Origin of the sequence: Nocardia terpenica (genome assembly GCF_013186535.1) — a bacterium.
GTDB lineage: Bacteria > Actinomycetota > Actinomycetes > Mycobacteriales > Mycobacteriaceae > Nocardia > Nocardia terpenica.
The window spans coordinates 685,537-704,963 of record NZ_JABMCZ010000003.1 but is presented as its reverse complement, the minus strand read 5'-3'; the positions used below and the strand labels follow the sequence as shown (position 1 = coordinate 704,963).

Genomic DNA, 19,427 nt, shown 5'->3' with positions numbered 1-19,427 from the left:
GCCGCTCACCGTAGCGTGGGCGGCCGACAGCGATTCCAATCCCCCGGTGTCGGGGCCGGTCTCGGGGAGCAGGGTCAGGCGGCGGATCGTCATCGGGTACCGTCCGCGGGCGCCTCGCCGAGGGTGACCTCGACGGTCTTGGGATTGCCGCCGTTCGGGTCGGTGTAGGTGATCTTGACCTTGTCGCCCGGCGGATGCGAGCGCACGGCCGCGATCAGCGAATTGCCGGAGTCGATGATCTGGTCGTCGACCTTGGTGACCACCACGCCCGAGGGGATGCCCGCCTTGGCGGCCGGACCGTCGGGCACGACGTCCTGCACGCGGGCGCCGTTGACGTTGTCCGCGCGGGGGACGGTGATGCCGATCTGGGCGTAGGTGGCGTGCCCGGTCTTGATCAGCTGATCGGCGACGCGGCGGACCTGGTCCACCGGGATCGCGAAGCCGAGGCCGATGGAACCGCTCTGCTGGCCGCTCATCTCGGACGCGCCGAGCGTGGCGATCGCGGTGTTGATGCCGATCAGCTTGCCGTTCATATCGACCAGCGCGCCACCGGAGTTGCCCGGGTTGATCGGGGCGTCGGTCTGGATGGCGGAGATCACCGTGGCGGTGCTGACGGGCTCGCCGCCCTCGCCGCTGGTGGACACCGGGCGGTTCAGCGCGGAGACGATGCCGGTGGTCACGGTGCCCGCCAGGCCGAGCGGGGAACCGATGGCGACCACCGTCTGACCGACCTGCAGGCCCTGCGAGGTGCCCAGATCGATCGGGGTGAGATTGTTCTTGCCGGTGGCCTTGATGACCGCGATATCGGAGATCGGGTCGACGCCGACCACGGTGGCCGGGGCGGTGCTGCCGTCGTTGAACTGCACCTCCATCTTCGCGCCCGGGCCCGCGCCGCTGGCGACGTGATTGTTGGTGAGGATCAGGCCGTTGGAGGACAGCACGACGCCGGAGCCCTCGCCCGCGCCCTGCCGCCCCTTCACCTGGATCATGACGACGCTGGGCACCACCTTCTGCGCCACCGCGGGCACCGTGCCGGACGGGGCGTTGGCGGCCGGGGCGGCCTTCGGCGGCGGGGCGTCGAGGGCGTTGCTGACCACGCTGGTCTGCTTGGCGGGCGCGAACAGCAGCGCGACACCGCCGCCGACCGCACCGGCGACCAGCGCCAGCGCCACGGCGGCCGCGACCAGCCCGCCCCGGCCCGGGCGGCGCGGCGGCTGCGGGTAGCCGCCGACGGGCATGGACGCCGTGGGCGGCGGTCCGGCGGGCGGCTGTCCCTGGCCCTCGGCGGCGCCGTAGGGGTGCGGATACGGAGGAATCGGGGTGGTGTGCTGGACGCCCGGCTCGAAGGCGGGATAGCCGCCGTAGGGCGGATTGCCGAGCCCGGGCGGCGGGGGCGCGAACTGCGATGTGGCGCCGTGCTGTTCGGCATGGGGGGTGGTGGGGAACTGCTCCGTCGGGTGCTGGCCCGGCTGCGGGCCGGGCGCCTCCGGCTGTGATGCCGGGCCCGGCTGCGGAGCCTGCGACTCGTCCCGCCTGTCCTTCGAATCCTCGGTCATCTCTCTCGTTTCTCCTCGAGTCTGCCGCCTAAGTGTGGTGAGCTCGACTGAGAGCGGACTGAGACCGCCATATCAGTTCTCCGTGACTACCTCGAGTCCAGCGATCGTCGAAGTCGATTCTCGCACCACGTGCGGGAGGTCGTGACGGCGGCCACGACAATACTGTTTCGTAATAACCCCAGTCGGGATCCCGGCCAAAAGCATGCCGGGAAAACCAGGTGGGCATGCCGGGAAAACCAGGTGGGCACGGGTGGAATTCCCGGCACCGCAACCGATTTCCTCAGACCTGCGGGGGAACCAGCTGGGTGCCCTCCCCCGGCAGCACGATGCGGATCAATGCGCCGCCGCGTTCGGAGGTATCGATGCTGATGGTGCCGCCGTGTTTGGTCACCACCTGTTTGACGATGGCCAGCCCGAGCCCGGAGCCCGGCATCGAGCGCGAGGAGGTGGTGCGGTAGAAGCGCTCGAACACCAGCTCCCGCTCCGGCGGCGGAATGCCCGGCCCCGCGTCGTCGACCGCGAATTCCAGCAGCCCGGGCCCGGTTTCGCGCATGCTCACCCGGACCTGCGCACCCACCGGGCTCCACTTCGCCGCGTTGTCGAGCACGTTCAGGATGGCGCGCTCGAGCCCGGCCTCGTGCCCGTAGACGAACCACGGCCGCAGCTCGGCGACGAACTCGATATTGGTGCGCCGCCGCCGCGCCCGCTCCAGCGCGTGCTCGGTCACCTCGCCGAGATCGACCTGCTCGTAGACGGTTTCGGGGGCGTCCTCGCGGGCCAGGTCGACCAGGTCGCCGACCAGCGTGGACAGCTCCTGGATCTGCGCCATCACATCCGACCGCAGCTCCGCCATGTCCTGCTCCGGAATGGCCGGGGCGCCGGGGCGACTGGACGCGATGAGCAGCTCCATATTGGTGCGCAGCGAGGTCAGCGGCGTGCGCAGCTCGTGTCCGGCGTCGGTCACCAGTCTGCGCTGCCGCTCCCGCGATTCCGCCAGGGCCCGCAGCATGGCGTTGAAACTGTCGGTGAGCCGGGCCAATTCGTCGTCGCCGGTGACCGGGATCGGCGTGAGGTCGTCGGTGCGGGCCACCCGCTCGGTGGCCGCCGTCAGCCGCGCGACCGGCCGTAAACCGGTGCGGCCCACCGCCGTCCCCGCGCCCGCGGCCACCACCACGCCGCAGCCGCCGACCACGAACAGCAGCCACGCCAGCCGGTTCAGCGTCTGCTGGGTGGGCCGCAGCGGACGCGACAGCACCAGCGTGTTGCCGATCCTGGTGTGCGCGGCCAGCACCCGCTGATTGTTGACCGTGCGCAGCGAGAAATTGGACTGACCGCGCGCCACCGCGATCTCCGACGACCCGATCGGCGGATAGGTCGGCTGCGGCGGAATGAACTGGCCGTCGGCGCCGGGGTAGATCAGCGCGATCCCGATGTCGTTGGAGTACAGGCTCGCCGCCTGCAGGATCGTCAGGTAGCCATAGCTGTCGAAATTGTTGCTGATCATGACCGACGCCTGCGACTGCAGCTGCTTGTCGACGGCCGCGTACAGCGAGCGCGCCACCATCGCGTAGGCGGCGATGGAGGTCAACGCCACCGCCACCAGCACGACCGAGGCGGCCAACAGGGTGACGCGCCAGCGCAGCGACACCGACCGGGTCAGCGGCATCGGCGAACGCATCTCGCGCGCCTCGGACCGCTGCCCCACCTCGGCGACCACGGGCCGGCGCTGAGTGGATCTGCCCACGACTGCCGCGCCCCTACGGCGGGGTCTCGCGCAGCACGTAGCCGACGCCGCGCACGGTGTGGATCAGGCGGGCCTCCCCCTCGGCCTCGGTTTTCCGGCGCAGGTACCCGATGTACACCTCGAGCGCGTTGCCGGAGGTCGGGAAGTCGTAACCCCAGACCTCCTCGAGGATGCGGCTGCGGGTCAGCACCCGGCGGGGATTGGCCATCAGCATTTCCAGCAGGGAGAACTCGGTGCGGGTGAGGCTGATGGAGCGGTCGCCCCGGGAAACCTCCCGGGTCACCGGGTCCAGCGACAGATCGGCGAAATTCATTGTCTCCGAGTCGTCGTCGGCCGAGTCGGCGCTGGTGCGGCGCAACAACGCGCGCAATCGGGCCAGCAATTCCTCGAGGGCGAACGGTTTCGGCAGATAATCGTCGGCGCCCGCGTCCAGCCCGGCCACTCGCTCGGACACCGAATCACGGGCGGTGAGAACGAGGATCGGTAGGTCGTCGCCGGTGCTCCGCAGCCGCCGGCACACTTCCAGCCCGTCGAGGCGGGGCATCATGACGTCCAGGACCAGGGCGTCGGGACGCGAGGTGGTCACCTTGTCGAGGGCGTCGACCCCATCGACGGCGAGATCGACGGAGTAGCCGTTGAACGTCAGCGACCGGCGCAGCGATTCCCGGACCGCGCGGTCGTCGTCGACTACCAGAATGCGCATGGCCCCCAGTCTGACCGCATCGACTGAGAGTCGACTGAGAAGCAAACATCCGACACGCCGAGTTATGCTGGGCCGATGACCAGTTGCTACGCTCGGACGCTTCCCGCGGAAACCGGACGGCACTCCGAAACGCCTTGTGGACAGGCGTATTCGACGACCTCCGCATAGCATCTCCGAATTGCCGTAGCCCTCTTCGCGCGGTATGTTGCGAGCCTGAAATGAAGACCTCCAGTTGGTTCTAAGCGGGTGAGACCACACACCGTGATACATACGTGATAGGGCAGGAAATTCGCGATCGCGGTCGGTCATGCGCCGGAACACACGGGGATCCATAGGTAAGGCGGAGGCGACAGAAGCGGGATGGAAGCTGCACCGCGCCCGAGGCAGATGAGCCTGTCCAACTGGTCCGTGACCCGCAAGGTCGGCATCGTGCTGCTGCTGCCGGTGCTACTCGCCTCGATATTCGCGGTGCTGCGGATCAACGATGGTCTCGCCCAGATCCGGAAACTGAACGCCGCCACCGAGCAAGCCAAGATCATCCGGCCGATGCTGGTGTTCACCTCGTCGTCGGAGCGTCTCGCGATCACCGCCGCGTCCCAGCGCGACGCGGCGAACCCGGATCCCGGCCTGGACAAGATCACGACCACCTTCGACCAGGCCGCCGCCGACCTGGACACCGCGCTGCGCAGCACCAAGGCCGACAGCAAGGTGACCACCGAACTGGCGGCGGCGCTGTCGGCGGCCCGGACCATGCGCGGCGGCCTGCGCACCAACTCCCCCGCCACCATCGGCCAGCAGTACGACGAGGTCGCCAACCACGTCAGCAACGCCATGGCGATCTCTCCGTCCGCGGAGGAGAACGGCATCGAGCGCACCTTCCTCCAGCTGGGCACCACGATGACCGCGCGCCGCCTGCTGCTGCAGGAATTCATGCTCACCGGAACCGTCGAGACCAATCCGGCCTCCCGGGGGCAGCTGTTCATCGCGCTCGGCGGCGAGATGATCATGGTGAATCACTACGGCCAGCTGCAAGCCGAGACGGCGATCAACGGCGACAAGCTGCTGCAGGCCGTGCAGATGCGCATCGGCGCGTTCAGCCAGCCCTCGATCGATGCGAACACGCTGGGCCAAGTGGCCAATTCGCTGCAGTCCAGCCTCGATGCCTACATTCAGGCCGACACGCACCTGGTCGACACCATCGACAGCCGATTGAACGCCCAGACCACCGACGCGCGCAGCTCCGTGCTTCGTGACGTCGCGATCGTGATCGGCATGCTGCTCGCGGGCCTCGCCCTGGCCCTCGCGGTCGCCCGCTCGCTGGTCGTGCCGGTGCGCCGGCTGCGGCGCGGCGCCCTCCAGGTCGCGCACACCGACCTGCCCCGGGAGCTGGAGGTGGTGCGCACCGGCGGCGAGACCCCGGAGATCACCCCGATCGAGGTGCACACCACCGAGGAGATCGGCCAGCTGGCCCGCTCGGTCGACGACATCCACCGCGTGGCCCTGGATCTGGCCGCCGAGCAGGCCCGGCTGCGGCTGCAGATCGGCAATATGTTCGAAACCCTGTCCCGCCGTAGCCAATCGCTGGTCGAGCAGCAGCTCTCGCTGATCGAGGAGCTCGAGCGCGACGAGGACGACTCCGAGCGCCTGCAAAGCCTGTTCCGCCTGGACCACCTCGCCACCCGCATGCGCCGCAACGGCGACAACCTGCTGGTGCTCGCCGGTACCGCGCTGCGCCGCGGCTATCTGCCCGCGGTGCCGCTGTCGGACATGCTGTGGAGCGCGGTCTCGCAGGTCGAGGACTATCAGCGCGTCGAGATCGGCGCCGTGCCCGACGGCGTCGTCGCCGGTGAACCGGCCGTCGACATCGAGCACCTGCTCGCCGAGCTCATCGACAACGCGCTGCGCTACTCGCCGCCGAGCACCCCGGTCGTGGTCTCGGTCGCCCGCGCGGTCGACGGCGGCTACCTGATCGAGATCACCGACCGCGGCCTCGGCATGTCCGGCGAGGATCTGCGCGGCGTCAACGAGCGCCTCGCCGCCGGTGGTGAGGTCACCCTCGAAACCGCCCGTCGCATGGGTCTTTTCGTGGTCGGCCGGCTCGCCAAGCGGCACGTCATCACGGTCGGCCTGCGTCGCACCTCGACCATGGCGCAGCAGCCGGGCCTCACCGCGAGCGTGCACCTGCCGGGCATCCTGGTCTCGCCCGCCCTGGACGACACCACCGGCCCGCAGCCGATCACCTCGACCTTCGCGCCCGCCACGCCCGATCCGACCGTCCAGCCGCGCGTGCTGGCCGCGGTGCCCGACCCGACGGCTAGCCGGGAATCCGACGCCGAATCGGTCACCGCCGAGTCAGGACGATTCTCGGTCACCAGTTCCGGGCTGCCGCAGCGCCGCCCCGGCGCGGCCACCGGCCTGGACACCGGCCGGTCCGGTGAGACCCCGACCCCGGTCGCCCGGCTGGCCCTGCCGGAGGCCATGGACTACGCCGATCCGGCCGAAACCGACGATCCCCCAGCCGATTTCGGTCCACCGACCGATGTCTGGCCGCGCCGCTCGCAGCCGGTCGAGCCGGTCATCGAGGCCCCGGTGGACATCTGGGCCGAGGCCGATCCGGATACCTTCGGTCCGCCGATCCGGCAGGAGCCGCCCGCGCGACCCGACGCCCCGCCCCCCGGCGGCCGCGGCGTCGCCCTCGCCCCGCCCCGCCCGGCCGATCTGCGACCGGTCAATTCCGAGTCGCCGACCCCGATCTACCAGCGCATGGTGTCGGAATGGCTGGTCGAACCGGCGACGGCGGCGGACGCGGCGGCCGAGGACTGGACCTCGGAGGCCGACGCCGGATGGCAGGCCGCCGCGGAGGCCAGCACCCCGACCAGCACGGGCCGCACCACGGGCGGCCTGCCGATTCGCCGCCCCGGTGCCCAACTGGTGCCGGGCGGCCTGGCCCCGTCCAACGACTCCGGTGCACCCGATCCGGAGGAGATCCGCAGCAACCTGTCCAGGCATCTGAGCGGTGTCCGCAGCGGACGGGCCGATACGCAGTACAACGACGGAGGCCACGCATGAGCACTACCCCGCAGATCCCGAGCGACGAGAACCTGAACTGGCTGGTGGCCCGCTTCACCCGCGATGTTCCGGGCGTCTCGCACGCCGTGCTGGTGTCCGCCGACGGATTACTGCAGGCGACGAGCCCGCACCTACCCTCCGATCGAGCCGAGCAGCTGGCCGCGGTGACGGCGGGCCTGGCCAGCCTGTCCGCCGGGGCGGCGCAATTGTTCAACGGGGGGAAGGTCATGCAGTCCATCGTGGATATGCAGCGCGGCTATCTGCTGGTGATGAGCGTCGGAAACGGCTCGCACCTGGCCGTGCTCGCCAACAAGTCGCACGACATCGGCCGGATCGGTTACGAGATGGCGCTACTGGTCGACCGGGTCGGATCGGTGGTCCAGGCCACCGCCCGTTCGGCGGTTTAGAGCGTGCGATGTCCAGTCCCATCGGGGCCGGCGGAGGCCGGCCGACCACGCGCGTCCGCCCCTATGCCCTGACCGCCGGGCGCACCGAGCCCGCCGTCGAGCTGCCGTTGGAGGCGGTGGTGGAGACGCTGCCCTACGCGAACCAATTCGAATGGCCCGCAGGCGATATCCGGACCGACATTCTGCGCCACGGGGCGGCCCGGCTGTCGGTCGCCGAGATCGCCGCCCACCTGAGCCGGCCGCTGGGCATGATCCGGGTGGTGATCGGCGATCTGGTGGTCGCGGGGACCATGCGGGTACACACCACGCTGAGCGACGATGCCAGCTACGACGAGCGACGATCCCTGATGGAGAGGACCCTGCGTGGACTCCGTGCCCTGTGATGCCAGGCCGCCCTATCAGCCCGACGACGCCCGGACCGCCTCCACCAAGATCGTGGTGGCGGGCGGCTTCGGCGCCGGCAAGACCACGTTCGTGGGTTCGGTGTCGGAGATCGTGCCGCTGCGCACCGAGGCGATGGTGACCATGGTGTCCGACGGGGTCGACGATCTGAGCGGCACGCCGGGCAAGCAGACCACCACGGTGGCAATGGATTTCGGGCGCATCATGCTGCCGGGCAATCTCACGCTGTATCTGTTCGGCACGCCCGGGCAGCGGCGGTTCTGGTTCATGTGGGACGACCTGATCCGGGGCGCGATCGGCGCCGTGGTGCTGATCGACACCCGCCGCATCGAGGACAGTTTCGCGGCGGTGGATTTCTTCGAGGCGCGGCAGCTGCCGTTCCTGGTGGCGGTCAACAGGTTTCCGGACGCGCCGCGATTCCCGCTCGGCGAGCTGCGCGAGGCGCTGTCGGTCCGCGAGGGCGTGCCGATCGTCGATGTCGACGCCCGCAATCCGATGGAGGTGCGGCGCGCGCTGGCGGCGGTGACGGAGTACGCGATTCAACGGCTCACCGCGTCGCAGCCGGAGACGGTCGGGCAGGCGTGAGGAGGCCGTCATGACCTACTTCGCCCTGGGCTACTGGGTTCTCGGGCTGGCGCTCGGGGTGTCGGCGTCCGGCGCGCTGATCGGCCTGGCCTGTATCCGGCAGTCGACGCTGTCGGTGACGGCGCGGTTCCGGCTGGTCTGGCAGGCGGCCGCGGCGGTCTCGATCGGCAGCGTGGGCATCTGGCTCGCGATGTATGTGACCATGCTCGGCGTCGGCGTGCCGAAGGGCGCGCTGAGCTACGACCTGCCGCGCACGGCCGCGGCGGCGCTGCTGGCGGGCGCGTCGATCATGGCCGGTCTGCTGGCCGCCGGGAAGACGCTGCACCCGGTCCGGCTGGCCGGGGGTGGCGTGCTCGCGGGCCTGGGCATCGGCCTCATGCACTATCTGGCCCTGACGGCCATCCAGGTCCAGGGTTCGGTGACGATCAACGCGCTGTCGGCGATCACCGTGATCGTGCTGGCGATCGTGATCGCGACGGCCACCCTGTGGGCCACGCTGCGGCTGCGCTCCCTCGCCGCGCTGACCGGGGTGGCGGTCGCGTTCGCGCTGGCCACGGCGGGCATGCACTACCTGGGCCTGGCGGGGGTGAGTCTGCACCTGGACAGCGCCGCGCCCCGCCCCGCGGGCGAGGACCTGTTCACCCTCTTCGTGCCGGTCTTCGTCCTCGGTACCCTCTCCCTGGCCGTCCCGATCACCGCGGTCCTGGTCGCCCCCGATCGCAGCACCACCGTGCGGCCCGGCCGACGGTTGTCCGATCCCACCGACGAACCGGGGCGACAGCTGGTGCGCTGAACGTCCCTGCGGGCCTTCGGGTTACGGTCGAATACGAAACGGGCCGGACCGCCTGGTGGCGGTCCGGCCCGTCTGGTGCTTACCGCGCCGGACTACTTGGTGGCCGGGGCGGGCGGGGTGGCCAGGTCGGAGCCGAACTGGAACAGGGCCACCGCGGCGACCGGGCCGCCGATGAAGATGGTGCCCGCGACGGCGCCCATGGCGCCCAGGGCCGCGCCGGTGACCAGGCAGCCGCCCAGGGCCGCGGGCACGGCCAGGGTGCCGATGGTGACCGCGGCGCCCGCCATGCCCGACACGATGCCGCCCGCGATGCAGCCGATGCCCGCGCCGATCGCGGTGCCGATGAGGCTGCCGACCGCCACGCCGACCGCGACCTCGCTACCGAGGTTGCTCAGCGCCTGGTTGAAGTTGGGGTTGGCGGTCGCGTCCACGTAGTGCACATCGGCGATGGGCGTGGCCTGCGCGCGATCGGTGCTCGGGGTCAGCGTGGCCCTGTTGCCATCGATGGCGGCGGCGATCGGGAAGTTCATGCCGTCCCGCTGGTAGCTCAGCGGTAGCGCGGAAACCACCTTGCCGGTGCCGTCGACGACCTGGAACTGGCCGTCGCGAGCGGCCAGCGAACCCGCGTCGGTGGTGATGACGACCGAGTGGTCGACCAGGCTCGCGTTGTAGTGGATGCCCGGCGCAATATCGGTCTGCAGGGTCGAATTGGCCGACGGAGCGGGCGCCGGGTCCGCGTAGGCAGTACCGGCAGTAACCCCAAGAGCGGCGATGACCAGCGCCGACGTCGCGGCGAACTTCCTCAGCTTCATTCCCTCATACGCTTTCTTCAGCAGTGCGCCACCTACCTCCGGCGCGCAGGCACAAAATTTGAACCCTTCAAGAGGCTGTCCTGCTCCGATTACGAGCAGGTAACGAACGGCGTCAAGAATTCGACAATAAAGCTGGCAATGTGTTAAAAGTCCGCAAATTCGGACGTGCCGCCCAGGCTGAGGGCTTCAGCAAACCCTCAGCCTGCTCTTATGCGGGGGTGCGCTACTGCGGCATCTCACCCACGGTCACGGCGGTGTCGATGAGCCCGAATACCTCGCCCTGCGGTGCGGCGACCATCGCCATCCGGCCGACCGGGGAATCCGAGGCGGGCATCACCACCGTCGCGCCGAGCTCGGACGCCCGGGCCACCCCGGCATCGACGTCGTCGAATTGGAACCAGGTCAGCCAGTGGCTGGGCACCGGCTCGACGGGCATGACGGTGTCGTCGTTCATGCCGCCCGCGGGCTGCTCGCCGCCGCGCGGGGTGAACATCGCGTAGTTCATGGTCTTGCCGTCGCCGACGTCGGTGTAGGCGAAGCCGAAGACGTCGGCGTAGAACTTCTCGGCGGCGGCGAGATCCCGGGTGTGCAGCTCGTTCCAGCAGTAGGAGCCGTGTTCGTTGTGCACGGCGGCGCCGTTGTGCGCGCGGGCCTGCCACACGCCGAACACCGCGCCGACGGTGTCCTTGCCGATGAACATGCGCCCGGCGTCGAGCACGTCGAACGGGGGCGTGAGCACCTGGCCGCCCGCGGCGCTCACCTTCCCGGCGATGGCGTCGGCATCGTCGGCGGCGAGGTAGGTGGTCCACACCGCGGGCATCCCCGCCTGCGGTTTGGGGCCGATCCCGGCGACGGCGTTGCCGCCCTTCATCCCCATGAGGTAGCCGCCCGCGCCCTCCTCGCCGCCCTCGATGGTCCAGTCGAACAGCGCGGCGTAGAACTCGCTCGCCTTGACCGGGTCGTCGACCTGGCAGTCGACCCAGCAGGGGGTGCCTTCGGGCCAGGGGGTGCTTCGCACAGGCATCGGATTCTCCGTTCGTTCGTGGGTTGCCTGCGGTCGCGGACCGGCCCCCCGCTCTCACCCCGACGTGATGCCGATCACACGGCCATCTAGTAGTCAACCAGCATCCGGGTCCGGTGTCCGGGAGTTCGCCGGGCGTTCACAGGAAATGACCGCAACCCACCCGCGCCGACACGACGGCCCAGCACACGGCGGCGACGACTTGGCAGATAGATCAGCGAGCACCATCGCCGCGAATTACAGTGAGGGGTATGCGTTCCGGTTTGGACTACGCCGCGGCCCGGCCCGGAGGTAGCGCCATCCGAGCCGCCGGTTACGACTTCGTGGTCCGTTACCTGTCCGACGGCGGCCCGGCGTTGCCGGGCAAGTTGCTGACCCCCGACGAGGCGGCCGATCTGCGCGCGCACGGGGTCTCGATCGTGTCGAACTGGGAGACCACCGCCGACCGCATGCTCGATGGGCACGACGCCGGGGTCGCCGATGCCCGCCTCGCGCTGCGGCAGGCGCTGGCCTGCGGCGGCCGCGCCGACCGGCCCGTCTACTTCTCCGCCGATTTCGATGCCACGCCCGAGCAGCAGACCCCGATCGACGCCTATCTGGACGGCGCGGCGAGCGTGCTGGGGCGCGCGAATGTGGGCATCTACGGCGGCTACTGGCCGGTGAGCCGGGCGCTGGACGCCGGGGCCGCGGTGTGGGCGTGGCAGACCGACGCCTGGTCGGGCGGCCACGTGGAAACCCGCCGCCAGCTGCACCAGACCACCCGGCAGGTGACGGTGAACGGGGTGGTCTGCGATGTGGACGAGGCGGAGACCGCCGATTTCGGCCAGTGGGATCACACCGCGGCGGCGGAGACCTTCGCGGCCGCGCAGGACGGCCTGCTGCGCGACATCCGGGTGCAGGTGGCGGAGCTGCTCGCGCAGTTCTCCGAATTACGCACGGAGATAGGCGATCTGGAGACGACCATCGCCGACCTGCGGCACGAGGTGCAGCGGCTGTCGCATCCGCAATGGCCGTGGCCGCTGTCGCTGCTGGGCGGCCCGGCGCATGCGATCGCGGAGCAGTTGGCACGGCTGGACGGGCGGCAACCCCTTTCGGGCGCAAGACATTCCAACGGTGAACGGGCCCAAGAGTGGCGATGAGCGGGTTCTTTCGAATGTTCGGAAGAACCCGCCCTCGCCGACGAGGTTACCGCCGCGACGCCTCGAATTCATCACTTCGAGCAGACTTTTTCATCGCTCAAAAACCAACCCACAGCAGGTAATTGATCGAAGAGCTACTTGAAAGCAACCGCGTCGAGACGACGCTGGTCAGCTCTGATCGATTCTCGTGATTGCCGGGCGGTCGCGGAATTTTCACAATTACGGCAACTTGGTCACGCTACAGCTTGGCGGGATCGATCAGTCCCCGCCGCACCGCCGCCACCAGCCGCCGCGGCACCCGATGGACGACGCCCCCGACGCGGACCGGCATCAGGTCGGGTGGCGTCGCCTTCCAGTTCGCCCGCCGGCTACGGGTATTCGCACGCGACATACGCCGCTTCGGAACCGCCATGCCTCAGCCCTCCCCTCGTGCGGGCCGCTGGCGCTTGCCGTACCGGCGTTCGAACTTCTCCACCCGACCCTGGGTGTCGAGCACGCGGTGCGCGCCGGTCCAGAACGGGTGCGAATCGGAGGTGACATCGACGGTGATCAGCGGGTAGCTGTTGCCGTCGGTCCACTCCACGGTGCGCAGGCCGGTCGCGGTGGACCGGGTGAGGAACCGCTTGCCGGTGCTCACGTCCTCGAAGACCACCGGGTGGTAATCCGGATGAATCCCTGGTTTCACGGGACCTACCTTTCGTTCACGCGCTGCTCGCCGAGCGGCGAGGCGCTGGATTGCGTTGTGTCGCACGGGTCTTCGTGCCAGTCCCCGAACGGGTCGTCCCAGCGGGCGACCAGGTCGGGGGCGCCGCGCACGAGCAGCAGTTCGGCGTCGTCGACCAGGGCCCAGTGCAGTGCCCGGCGGATCTCGTCGGGGTCGGCGTCGCAGGTCAGGATCACCAGCGAGGTGTGGCGATCGCCGAAGTGCTCGTCCCACCGCAGGGCGGCCAGCGCCCGGCGATCCGGATCGGCCGCCGCCAGCTCGTCCGGGCCCAGCGCGGCCAGCCATCGCCCCGCGTCGCCGACCCGCAGCCCGCCACCGGCCGATTCCAGCCACACCACGTGGTCGGGCTGGGTGGCCAGCCAGATCCGGCCGCGCGCGGTGACGACGCCGTCGAACAGCACGTCGAGCGCGTCGTGCAGGCGGCCGGGATGGAACGGCCGATCGGTGGCGAATTCGAACAGCGCGACCCCGTGCTCGGCGTCCAGCCGCGGCTGCCCGCGCAGCAGCGGCGCGTGCGCGTCGAAGATCCGGCCCCGCCGCGAGTCCGCGGGCACGCGGTCGAGCAGGTTCTCGATGCGGTTGCGGTCCAGGGCATCCGGGCCCTCGACCCAGCACACCGGGGCCTGCGGGAGCAGCCGCTCCAGCACCGCGGCCAGCCGGTCGCGGTCCGGCCGGTCCAACGCCTCGGCCGCGAAAACCAGTGCGGCATCGGCGAAGTCGACCTGCCCGACGGCGACCTGCGCCACCGTGCGGTCCTCCTCGGCGGCGCTCGGGTCGCGGTCGGCCAGCATCTCGTCGCCGAGCGCGTCGGCCAGCCAGGTGCGGGCGTCCAGGCAGGTCAGCACGGCCTCGATGCGCACGTCGCGCCCGGCCGGTCCGTCCACCCGGCCGTGCACGTCGACCACCGGCACGTTCTCGACGGCATGGCACACCGCGTCGGCCTCGAACGCCGGATCCAGCGCGATCACGATGCGCCGCACCGAATCCCGCGCCGCCAGCAGGCACAGGAACGGCAGCAGATCGGCACGCAGCGTGCACGACACACAGCCGTGCGCCAGCTCGTGCACCGTGGTCACCTCGCGGCCGTCGGCGCAGACGGTGCGCCGCACGATGCCCTCGTGCAGTTCGCTCAGGTCGTGCCGGATCACCACGGTGCCGGGCGTGGCCAGCAGCAGGCGGGCGGCGTGGTCGCGGCCCGCCGCGACCGGTCCCGCGGCACTCGGATCGGCCGACGCATCCGCCAGGACCACGACGGGTGTACGGCGGTCGGAGTGAGACGGCACCGGAGCCCCTTTCGACAATGATTTTCATTTACTGCCGACCAACGGTACAGTGTCGAGCGGCCATTGTCGAAAATGATTATCAGTAACAGGAGGCGCCCATGTCGGCTCAGTGCCAGGTCACCGGGCGGCGGCCGAGCTTCGGCAAAGCCGTCTCGCACTCGCACACGCGGACCAGCCGCCGCTGGAATCCCAATCTCCAGCGCAAGACCTACCACCTGCCCAGCGAGGGCCGCCGCGTGCGACTGACGGTCTGCACCAAGGGCATCGCGGTCATCGATCGCGACGGCATCGAGGCGGTCGTCGCCCGGCTGCGCGCCCGCGGGGAGCGGATCTGATGGCCCGCACCACCGAGCTGCGCCCGATCGTCAAGCTGCGCTCGACGGCCGGCACCGGCTACACCTACGTCACCCGCAAGAATCGCCGCAACGACCCGGATCGGTTGGTACTGCGCAAGTACGACCCCGTGGTCCGCCGGCACGTCGAGTTCCGGGAGGATCGCTGATGGCCAAGAAGTCCAAGATCGTCCGCAACGAGCAGCGCACACTGATCGTCGCCCGCTACGCCGAACGACGCGCCGAGCTCAAGAAACTCGTGCGCAACCCGGCGACGCCGGAGGACGAACGCGCCGCCGCCCGGGCCGCCCTGCAGCGGCTGCCGCGCGATGCCAGTCCGGTACGATTGCGCAATCGGGACGCCACGGACGGTCGCCCCCGTGGTCATCTCCGGAAGTTCGGCCTCTCCCGCGTACGGGTGCGCGAGCTGGCACACCGGGGTGAGCTGCCCGGTGTGCACAAATCGAGTTGGTAACCATCACAGACCTCGTGAGTGAGAAGGAACCCCGGCGTGAGCGGTCAGGGCCCGGAGGAGGCAGCCTGCGTAACCACGTAGGGCCCAGAGCTCAGGCCGAGAAAGGATACTGACATGGCAGTGAAACGAGCACCGTCGAAGAAGGTCCGCGCCGAGCAGGCGCGCCGCCCGAAGAAGAACCCGCTCATCGCCGCCGGCGTCGAGACGGTGGACTACAAGGACGTGAACCTGCTCCGCACGTTCATCTCCGACCGCGGCAAGATCCGCAGCCGCCGGGTCACGGGCCTGACCCCGCAGCAGCAGCGCGAGGTCGCCGTCGCGGTGAAGAACGCCCGCGAGATGGCCCTGCTGCCGTTCACCAGCCGCTGACGAGGCGCGCCAGCCGAAGACGAAGGCCCCGACGCATACGCGTCGGGGCCTTTTGCCGCTTTCTACGGAATCGTCAGCACCTGGCCGACATTCACCACGTCCGGGTTGTCGATGCCGTTGGCGGCGGCGATGTCGCGGTAGCGGTTGCCGTCGCCGTAGAAGCGCTCGGCGACCGCCCACAGGGTGTCGCCGGATTCGACGGTGTAGGTGCGGGGTTCGGGGGCGGGCGGGGGCGGCGGGGGGACCTCCTCGGCGACGGGAGCCGCGGCCGGTTCCTCGGCGGCGATCGGGGTGTCGGTGTGGGTGTCCGACGCCCACAGCGGGCTGCCGTCCTTGCCGTACAGCACGACGTTGCGGTCGGGCTGCACCACCAGCCGGTCGGCGTCCTTGCCGTCGGTATCGGTGGCCCACACCGCGCCGTCGTCCTTGTAGAGCACGAAGTTGCCGTCCTGCTGCAACACGGCCCGCTGCACCCCCTGCTCATGGGTGTTGGTCGCCCACACGACGCCGCCCGGTTCGGAGAGCACCAGGTTGCCGTCGTTCTGCAGCGTCAGGGTGTAGGCACCACCCTGCAGGGATTGACCGAGACCGAGTTCATCGCCTACGTGCAGCGTGTCGCCCATGGATGTTCCTTTCGGAGAAGGGGATTCGCTTCGTCGTGCGTGTTCGCCTTGCGCATCGGCGGCGGGGACCGCATACGCCCGCCGCCAGCGAACAGTACTGCGCGGCCGAGGCGGCCCGCAGGCGATATGCGCAGTCGTTGCAGAAAGTTCACTAGGTCCGCGACCGCGGTCGCCGCCACCCGGCGCGGCGCGCCCACTAGGGTGACGCTCATGACCTCGAACCCGCGGCCGCGCCGCGCCGGTGCGGCCGTCGCGCTGCTGGCACTGCTATCGATCGCCGCCTGCGGCTCCGCGAACAGCGATGGTACCCAACAGAATCCGAGCACCGCCTCGAGCGGACCCGGCCCGACCGAGCAGGTGCCGCCGCAGCCCGGCCGCATGTTCACCGCCAATCCCGCGATCGTCGGCGCGCGCGTCCTCCCGTTCGACAGCTGGAGCCGGGTCGCCCCCGACCGCATCGCGGTGAATTTCCAGATCGGCTCGCCGGATTGCTACGGGGTGGACGTCTCCGCCGCGGAGACCGACAGCACGGTAACCATCACATTGCGGGAGGGCACCCTGCCCGAGGCCACCGGCCGGATGTGCACGATGATCGCCGTCTTCGGCACGGTGGAGGTGCAGCTCGAGCAACCCCTGGGCAATAGAAAGGTCCTGAGTTCCCACTAATAGTGCGAGCGGCCTGCTCGTTCATCTCCGACGGCTCCGTCGTCCACGAATGGGTGTACGCTGTCGCCCGCACGAAGGTCGGTATCAATCCCGGTGCCGGACTTGCGCTTCGGACGGTGCGGACGGTGGCCGGACCGGCAGCCGGAAACCCCTACAGGAGTAGACCGATATCTTCGATGTGGTGCACGGTCTCGGGATGCCGTACGAAATCATCGGTGGCACAGTAGAACATCGAGTGCCGAATCACGAACCGTTCGACCCGGACACCGCGATGCGCTACTGAGACTCGGGACCCGAGACGAGGAAGACTCGGGGCCCGAAACCGAGAAAGACCCGGGGACCGGGATGGCCAAGGCCCGGAACCTGGATGGTGAACAGGGCCCTGCGCGAATGCCGCGCAGGGCCCTGTTGGTTCGCTACCCCTGTTCCCGGCAGGCTCGAAATCCCTTGTTCCCGGCATGCTTTTGGCCGGGACCTAGTGCGCGAAGTGGCGCGCCCCCGTGAGATACATCGTCACGCCCGCCTCTTTGCAGGCATCTATGGTCAGCTGATCGCGCACCGAACCGCCCGGCTGCACAATGGCTTTCACCCCGGCGGCGATGAGCTGCTGCGGGCCGTCCGGGAACGGGAAGTAGGCGTCGGAGGCCGCCACCGAGCCCTTGGCGCGATCGCCCGCGCGCAGCACCGCCAGATGCACCGCGTCGACACGGTTGACCTGCCCCATGCCGACGCCGACCGAGGCGCCGCCGTGGGCCAGCAGAATCGCGTTCGACTTCACGGCACGGCAGGCGCGCCAGGCGAATTCGAGATCGGCGAGGGTGTCGGCATCGGCCGCCTCGCCCGAGACGAGCGTCCAGTTGGCCGGATCGTCACCCGCGGCATCGACAATGTCGACCTGCTGCAGCAGCGCGCCACCGCTGATCGGCCGCAACTCGGCCCCGCCGCGCCGCGGCTGCTCCGCGATCAGGATGCGCACATTCTTCTTGCGCTGCAACACTTCCACCGCGCCGTCGGCGTAACCCGGCGCGACGATCACCTCGGTGAAGATCTCCGCGACCTGCTCGGCCATCTCGACGGTCACCTCGCGGTTGGCCGCGATCACACCGCCGAACGCGCTCACCGGATCGCAGGCGTGCGCCTTGCGGTGCGCCTCGGCGATATCCGCGCCGACCGCGATGCCACAGGGGTTGGCGTGCTTGATGATCGCCACCGCGGCCGCGGTGTGGTCCCAGGCGGCCCGCCACGCGGCATCGGCGTCGGTGTAGTTGTTGTACGACATCTCCTTGCCGTGCACCTGCTTCGCCTGCGCCAGCCCCGGCACACCGTCGGCATTGCGATACAGCGCCGCGGCCTGATGCGGATTCTCCCCATAGCGCAGCACCGCTTCGCGCGTCCACGCCCCACCGAGCCAGGCCGGGAATTCGCGCACTCCCGCCGCTCCCACGTCGGCCCCGGCACGACCACCCACATCGGCCCCGGCACGCCCTTCCGCCGGGGCAAGGACGTTCGTCATCCAGCTCGCCACCGCCACGTCGTAGCTTGCGGTGTGCTGGAATGCCTTGGCCGCCAGCGCGGTTCGCTCGGCGAGGGTGAACCCGCCGGACCGCACCGCCGTCAGCACCGCGTCGTAGTCGCCGGTGTTCACCACCACCGCCACCGACGGGTGGTTCTTGGCCGCGGCCCGCACCATCGAGGGGCCGCCGATATCGATCTGCTCGACGCACTCGTCCGGGCCCGCGCCGCTCGCGACTGTCTGGGTGAACGGGTACAGGTTCACCACCACCAGTTCGAACGCCGCCACGCCGAGCTCGACCAGCTGCTCGGCGTGCTCCTGCTTGCGCAGGTCGGCCAGGATGCCCGCGTGCACGCGCGGGTGCAGCGTCTTGACCCGCCCGTCCAGCGTCTCCGGAAAGCCGGTCAGATCCTCCACCTTGGTGACCGGGATACCGGCCTCGGCGATGCGCGCCGCGGTCGACCCGGTCGACACCAGCTCCACGCCGGCGGCATGCAGGCCGGTGGCCAGCTCGACGAGTCCGGTCTTGTCGTAGACGCTCACCAGCGCCCTGCCGATCGGCTTGCGCTCACTCACCGCAGAACTCGCTCATCTGGAATAACTGCCTTTCGTCCATCGGAGACAACACCTCTGGTCGCGACGGCCGCGACGACTTCCGCCAGCAACCGGCGCTCCACACCCTTGATCCGCTCGTGCAGGGTGGCCTCGTCGTCGCCGGGCAGCACCGCGACCGCCTCCTGCGCGAGGATCGGCCCGGTATCGACCCCGGCGTCCACCAGGTGCACGGTGGAACCGGTCACGCGCACCCCGTAGGCGAGCGCGTCCCGGACCCCGTGCGCGCCCGGGAACGCGGGCAGCAGCGCGGGGTGGGTGTTGATGATCCGGCCGCCGAAACGCTCCAGGAACGCCGGGCCGAGGATCTTCATGAAGCCCGCCGACACCACCAGATCGGGCGCGTAGGCGGCGACCGCCTCGGTCAGCGCGGCGTCCCAGGCCGCGCGGCCGGGATGGTCGGACAGCGCCACCCGGAAGTGCGGGATACCGGCCGCGTCCGCGTGTTCGGTTGCGCCACAGGCCCGGTCGACGCCGACCGCGGCGATGTGGGCCGGATAGCCGGGCTCGCGGGTGGCCGCGATGAGCGAGTGCAGCAACGATCCGGTGCCCGAGGCGAGCACGACGACGGTCGCGGGTGCCGTGGGCGGCACCGACGG

General features: G+C 69.9%; 22 protein-coding genes. 11 read left to right on the top strand and 11 right to left on the bottom strand.

Translation table 11 applies throughout. From position 1 onward, the window contains the following. Window positions 1–89 precede the first annotated feature (89 nt). The 3 genes from HPY32_RS24755 to HPY32_RS24745 all read right to left on the bottom strand — a co-directional run bounded on the left by HPY32_RS24755 (window position 90) and on the right by HPY32_RS24745 (window position 4,003). Window positions 90–1,556 (bottom strand): S1C family serine protease, encoded by a 1,467-nt coding sequence (locus HPY32_RS24755; protein ID WP_082871732.1) that lies wholly within the window; start codon window positions 1,554–1,556, stop codon window positions 90–92. A gap of 280 nt (window positions 1,557–1,836) precedes the next feature. Continuing rightward, complete coding sequence (locus HPY32_RS24750; protein ID WP_082871931.1) at window positions 1,837–3,234, bottom strand: HAMP domain-containing sensor histidine kinase; 1,398 nt, start codon at window positions 3,232–3,234, stop codon at window positions 1,837–1,839. A gap of 79 nt (window positions 3,235–3,313) precedes the next feature. Continuing rightward, window positions 3,314–4,003: a response regulator transcription factor gene (locus tag HPY32_RS24745; RefSeq protein WP_067593803.1), complete on the bottom strand. Its 690-nt coding sequence runs from the start codon at window positions 4,001–4,003 to the stop codon at window positions 3,314–3,316. A gap of 387 nt (window positions 4,004–4,390) precedes the next feature. Between HPY32_RS24745 and HPY32_RS24740 the strand changes: the two genes are divergently transcribed. The 5 genes from HPY32_RS24740 to HPY32_RS24720 are packed head-to-tail and all read left to right on the top strand — an operon-like array spanning window position 4,391 to window position 9,259. After that, window positions 4,391–7,072 (top strand): ATP-binding protein, encoded by a 2,682-nt coding sequence (locus HPY32_RS24740; RefSeq protein ID WP_231951861.1) that lies wholly within the window; start codon window positions 4,391–4,393, stop codon window positions 7,070–7,072. Further along, window positions 7,069–7,479 (top strand): roadblock/LC7 domain-containing protein, encoded by a 411-nt coding sequence (locus HPY32_RS24735; protein WP_067593809.1) that lies wholly within the window; start codon window positions 7,069–7,071, stop codon window positions 7,477–7,479. Before HPY32_RS24740 ends, HPY32_RS24735 begins: the two co-directional genes overlap by 4 nt. A gap of 8 nt (window positions 7,480–7,487) precedes the next feature. Further along, on the top strand, window positions 7,488–7,862 hold the full coding sequence (locus HPY32_RS24730) for a DUF742 domain-containing protein (protein ID WP_067593812.1): 375 nt from the start codon (window positions 7,488–7,490) through the stop codon (window positions 7,860–7,862). Further along, window positions 7,843–8,466, top strand: a complete 624-nt coding sequence (locus HPY32_RS24725) for a GTP-binding protein (protein WP_231951863.1) — start codon at window positions 7,843–7,845, stop codon at window positions 8,464–8,466. Before HPY32_RS24730 ends, HPY32_RS24725 begins: the two co-directional genes overlap by 20 nt. Window positions 8,467–8,476: 10 nt before the next feature. Next, a complete protein-coding gene (locus HPY32_RS24720; protein WP_067593815.1) occupies window positions 8,477–9,259 on the top strand; it encodes an MHYT domain-containing protein in 783 nt (260 codons plus the stop codon). 92 nt (window positions 9,260–9,351) lie between these two features. Here the strand turns inward: HPY32_RS24720 and HPY32_RS24715 are convergent, their stop codons facing one another. Next, complete coding sequence (locus HPY32_RS24715; protein ID WP_067593818.1) at window positions 9,352–10,071, bottom strand: DUF8020 domain-containing protein; 720 nt, start codon at window positions 10,069–10,071, stop codon at window positions 9,352–9,354. Window positions 10,072–10,294: 223 nt separating this feature from the next. Continuing rightward, a complete protein-coding gene (locus HPY32_RS24710; protein WP_067593821.1) occupies window positions 10,295–11,095 on the bottom strand; it encodes a VOC family protein in 801 nt (266 codons plus the stop codon). A gap of 248 nt (window positions 11,096–11,343) precedes the next feature. Here HPY32_RS24710 and HPY32_RS24705 point away from each other — a divergent pair, with 248 nt between their 5' ends. Next, entirely contained in the window at window positions 11,344–12,231 is an 888-nt protein-coding gene (locus tag HPY32_RS24705; protein ID WP_067593824.1) for a DUF1906 domain-containing protein, read from the top strand. Window positions 12,232–12,469: 238 nt separating this feature from the next. Here HPY32_RS24705 and rpmF read toward each other — a convergent pair whose 3' ends face one another. From rpmF to mrf, 3 genes are read right to left on the bottom strand one after another with little or no spacing between them, the layout of a single operon-like run. Then, window positions 12,470–12,643 carry a 50S ribosomal protein L32 gene (rpmF, locus tag HPY32_RS24700; protein ID WP_067593827.1) on the bottom strand — a complete coding sequence of 58 codons (174 nt, stop codon included), beginning with the start codon at window positions 12,641–12,643 and terminating at the stop codon, window positions 12,470–12,472. A 3-nt stretch (window positions 12,644–12,646) separates the two neighbouring features. Then, a complete protein-coding gene (locus HPY32_RS24695) occupies window positions 12,647–12,916 on the bottom strand; it encodes a type B 50S ribosomal protein L31 (protein WP_067593830.1) in 270 nt (89 codons plus the stop codon). A gap of 5 nt (window positions 12,917–12,921) precedes the next feature. Continuing rightward, window positions 12,922–14,238: a ribosome hibernation factor-recruiting GTPase MRF gene (gene mrf / locus HPY32_RS24690; protein WP_067593832.1), complete on the bottom strand. Its 1,317-nt coding sequence runs from the start codon at window positions 14,236–14,238 to the stop codon at window positions 12,922–12,924. Between the two features lie 98 nt (window positions 14,239–14,336). Between mrf and rpmB the strand changes: the two genes are divergently transcribed. The 4 genes from rpmB (at window position 14,337) to rpsR (ending at window position 15,414) form a co-directional block, all read left to right on the top strand. Further along, window positions 14,337–14,573, top strand: coding sequence for a 50S ribosomal protein L28 (rpmB, locus tag HPY32_RS24685; RefSeq protein ID WP_067593835.1), 237 nt, complete (start codon window positions 14,337–14,339; stop codon window positions 14,571–14,573). Then, on the top strand, window positions 14,573–14,740 hold the full coding sequence (rpmG, locus tag HPY32_RS24680; RefSeq protein WP_067593838.1) for a 50S ribosomal protein L33: 168 nt from the start codon (window positions 14,573–14,575) through the stop codon (window positions 14,738–14,740). The genes rpmB and rpmG overlap by 1 nt, the downstream gene beginning before the upstream one ends. Then, window positions 14,740–15,045 (top strand): 30S ribosomal protein S14, encoded by a 306-nt coding sequence (gene rpsN, locus HPY32_RS24675; protein WP_067593840.1) that lies wholly within the window; start codon window positions 14,740–14,742, stop codon window positions 15,043–15,045. The genes rpmG and rpsN overlap by 1 nt, the downstream gene beginning before the upstream one ends. A 114-nt stretch (window positions 15,046–15,159) precedes the next feature. Further along, entirely contained in the window at window positions 15,160–15,414 is a 255-nt protein-coding gene (gene rpsR / locus HPY32_RS24670) for a 30S ribosomal protein S18 (protein ID WP_067593843.1), read from the top strand. Between the two features lie 62 nt (window positions 15,415–15,476). On the opposite strand, the gene HPY32_RS24665 is transcribed toward rpsR, so the two are convergent. Continuing rightward, window positions 15,477–16,037 carry a LysM peptidoglycan-binding domain-containing protein gene (locus tag HPY32_RS24665; protein ID WP_171983041.1) on the bottom strand — a complete coding sequence of 187 codons (561 nt, stop codon included), beginning with the start codon at window positions 16,035–16,037 and terminating at the stop codon, window positions 15,477–15,479. Window positions 16,038–16,247: 210 nt separating this feature from the next. On the opposite strand from HPY32_RS24665, the gene HPY32_RS24660 reads away from it, so the two are divergent. Beyond that, entirely contained in the window at window positions 16,248–16,703 is a 456-nt protein-coding gene (locus tag HPY32_RS24660) for a hypothetical protein (RefSeq protein WP_067593846.1), read from the top strand. 475 nt (window positions 16,704–17,178) lie between these two features. Here HPY32_RS24660 and purH read toward each other — a convergent pair whose 3' ends face one another. Together purH and purN are read right to left on the bottom strand one after the other, a co-directional pair. Continuing rightward, window positions 17,179–18,792 (bottom strand): bifunctional phosphoribosylaminoimidazolecarboxamide formyltransferase/IMP cyclohydrolase, encoded by a 1,614-nt coding sequence (gene purH, locus HPY32_RS24655; RefSeq protein WP_067593849.1) that lies wholly within the window; start codon window positions 18,790–18,792, stop codon window positions 17,179–17,181. Further along, entirely contained in the window at window positions 18,789–19,421 is a 633-nt protein-coding gene (gene purN, locus HPY32_RS24650; protein ID WP_067593851.1) for a phosphoribosylglycinamide formyltransferase, read from the bottom strand. Before purN ends, purH begins: the two co-directional genes overlap by 4 nt. Window positions 19,422–19,427 lie beyond the last annotated feature (6 nt).

What these genes read in the sequence shown, in the direction of transcription:
- HPY32_RS24755 (WP_082871732.1), bottom strand. Translation starts at nt 1,556, where the DNA reads ATGACCGAGGATTCGAAGGACAGGCGGGACGAGTCGCAGGCTCCGCAG.
- HPY32_RS24750 (WP_082871931.1), bottom strand. Translation starts at nt 3,234, where the DNA reads ATGCGTTCGCCGATGCCGCTGACCCGGTCGGTGTCGCTGCGCTGGCGC.
- HPY32_RS24745 (WP_067593803.1), bottom strand. Translation starts at nt 4,003, where the DNA reads ATGCGCATTCTGGTAGTCGACGACGACCGCGCGGTCCGGGAATCGCTG.
- HPY32_RS24740 (WP_231951861.1), top strand. Translation starts at nt 4,391, where the DNA reads ATGAGCCTGTCCAACTGGTCCGTGACCCGCAAGGTCGGCATCGTGCTG.
- HPY32_RS24735 (WP_067593809.1), top strand. Translation starts at nt 7,069, where the DNA reads ATGAGCACTACCCCGCAGATCCCGAGCGACGAGAACCTGAACTGGCTG.
- HPY32_RS24730 (WP_067593812.1), top strand. Translation starts at nt 7,488, where the DNA reads ATGTCCAGTCCCATCGGGGCCGGCGGAGGCCGGCCGACCACGCGCGTC.
- HPY32_RS24720 (WP_067593815.1), top strand. Translation starts at nt 8,477, where the DNA reads ATGACCTACTTCGCCCTGGGCTACTGGGTTCTCGGGCTGGCGCTCGGG.
- HPY32_RS24715 (WP_067593818.1), bottom strand. Translation starts at nt 10,071, where the DNA reads ATGAAGCTGAGGAAGTTCGCCGCGACGTCGGCGCTGGTCATCGCCGCT.
- HPY32_RS24710 (WP_067593821.1), bottom strand. Translation starts at nt 11,095, where the DNA reads ATGCCTGTGCGAAGCACCCCCTGGCCCGAAGGCACCCCCTGCTGGGTC.
- HPY32_RS24705 (WP_067593824.1), top strand. Translation starts at nt 11,344, where the DNA reads ATGCGTTCCGGTTTGGACTACGCCGCGGCCCGGCCCGGAGGTAGCGCC.
- rpmF (WP_067593827.1), bottom strand. Translation starts at nt 12,643, where the DNA reads ATGGCGGTTCCGAAGCGGCGTATGTCGCGTGCGAATACCCGTAGCCGG.
- rpmB (WP_067593835.1), top strand. Translation starts at nt 14,337, where the DNA reads ATGTCGGCTCAGTGCCAGGTCACCGGGCGGCGGCCGAGCTTCGGCAAA.
- rpmG (WP_067593838.1), top strand. Translation starts at nt 14,573, where the DNA reads ATGGCCCGCACCACCGAGCTGCGCCCGATCGTCAAGCTGCGCTCGACG.
- rpsN (WP_067593840.1), top strand. Translation starts at nt 14,740, where the DNA reads ATGGCCAAGAAGTCCAAGATCGTCCGCAACGAGCAGCGCACACTGATC.
- rpsR (WP_067593843.1), top strand. Translation starts at nt 15,160, where the DNA reads ATGGCAGTGAAACGAGCACCGTCGAAGAAGGTCCGCGCCGAGCAGGCG.
- HPY32_RS24665 (WP_171983041.1), bottom strand. Translation starts at nt 16,037, where the DNA reads ATGGGCGACACGCTGCACGTAGGCGATGAACTCGGTCTCGGTCAATCC.
- HPY32_RS24660 (WP_067593846.1), top strand. Translation starts at nt 16,248, where the DNA reads ATGACCTCGAACCCGCGGCCGCGCCGCGCCGGTGCGGCCGTCGCGCTG.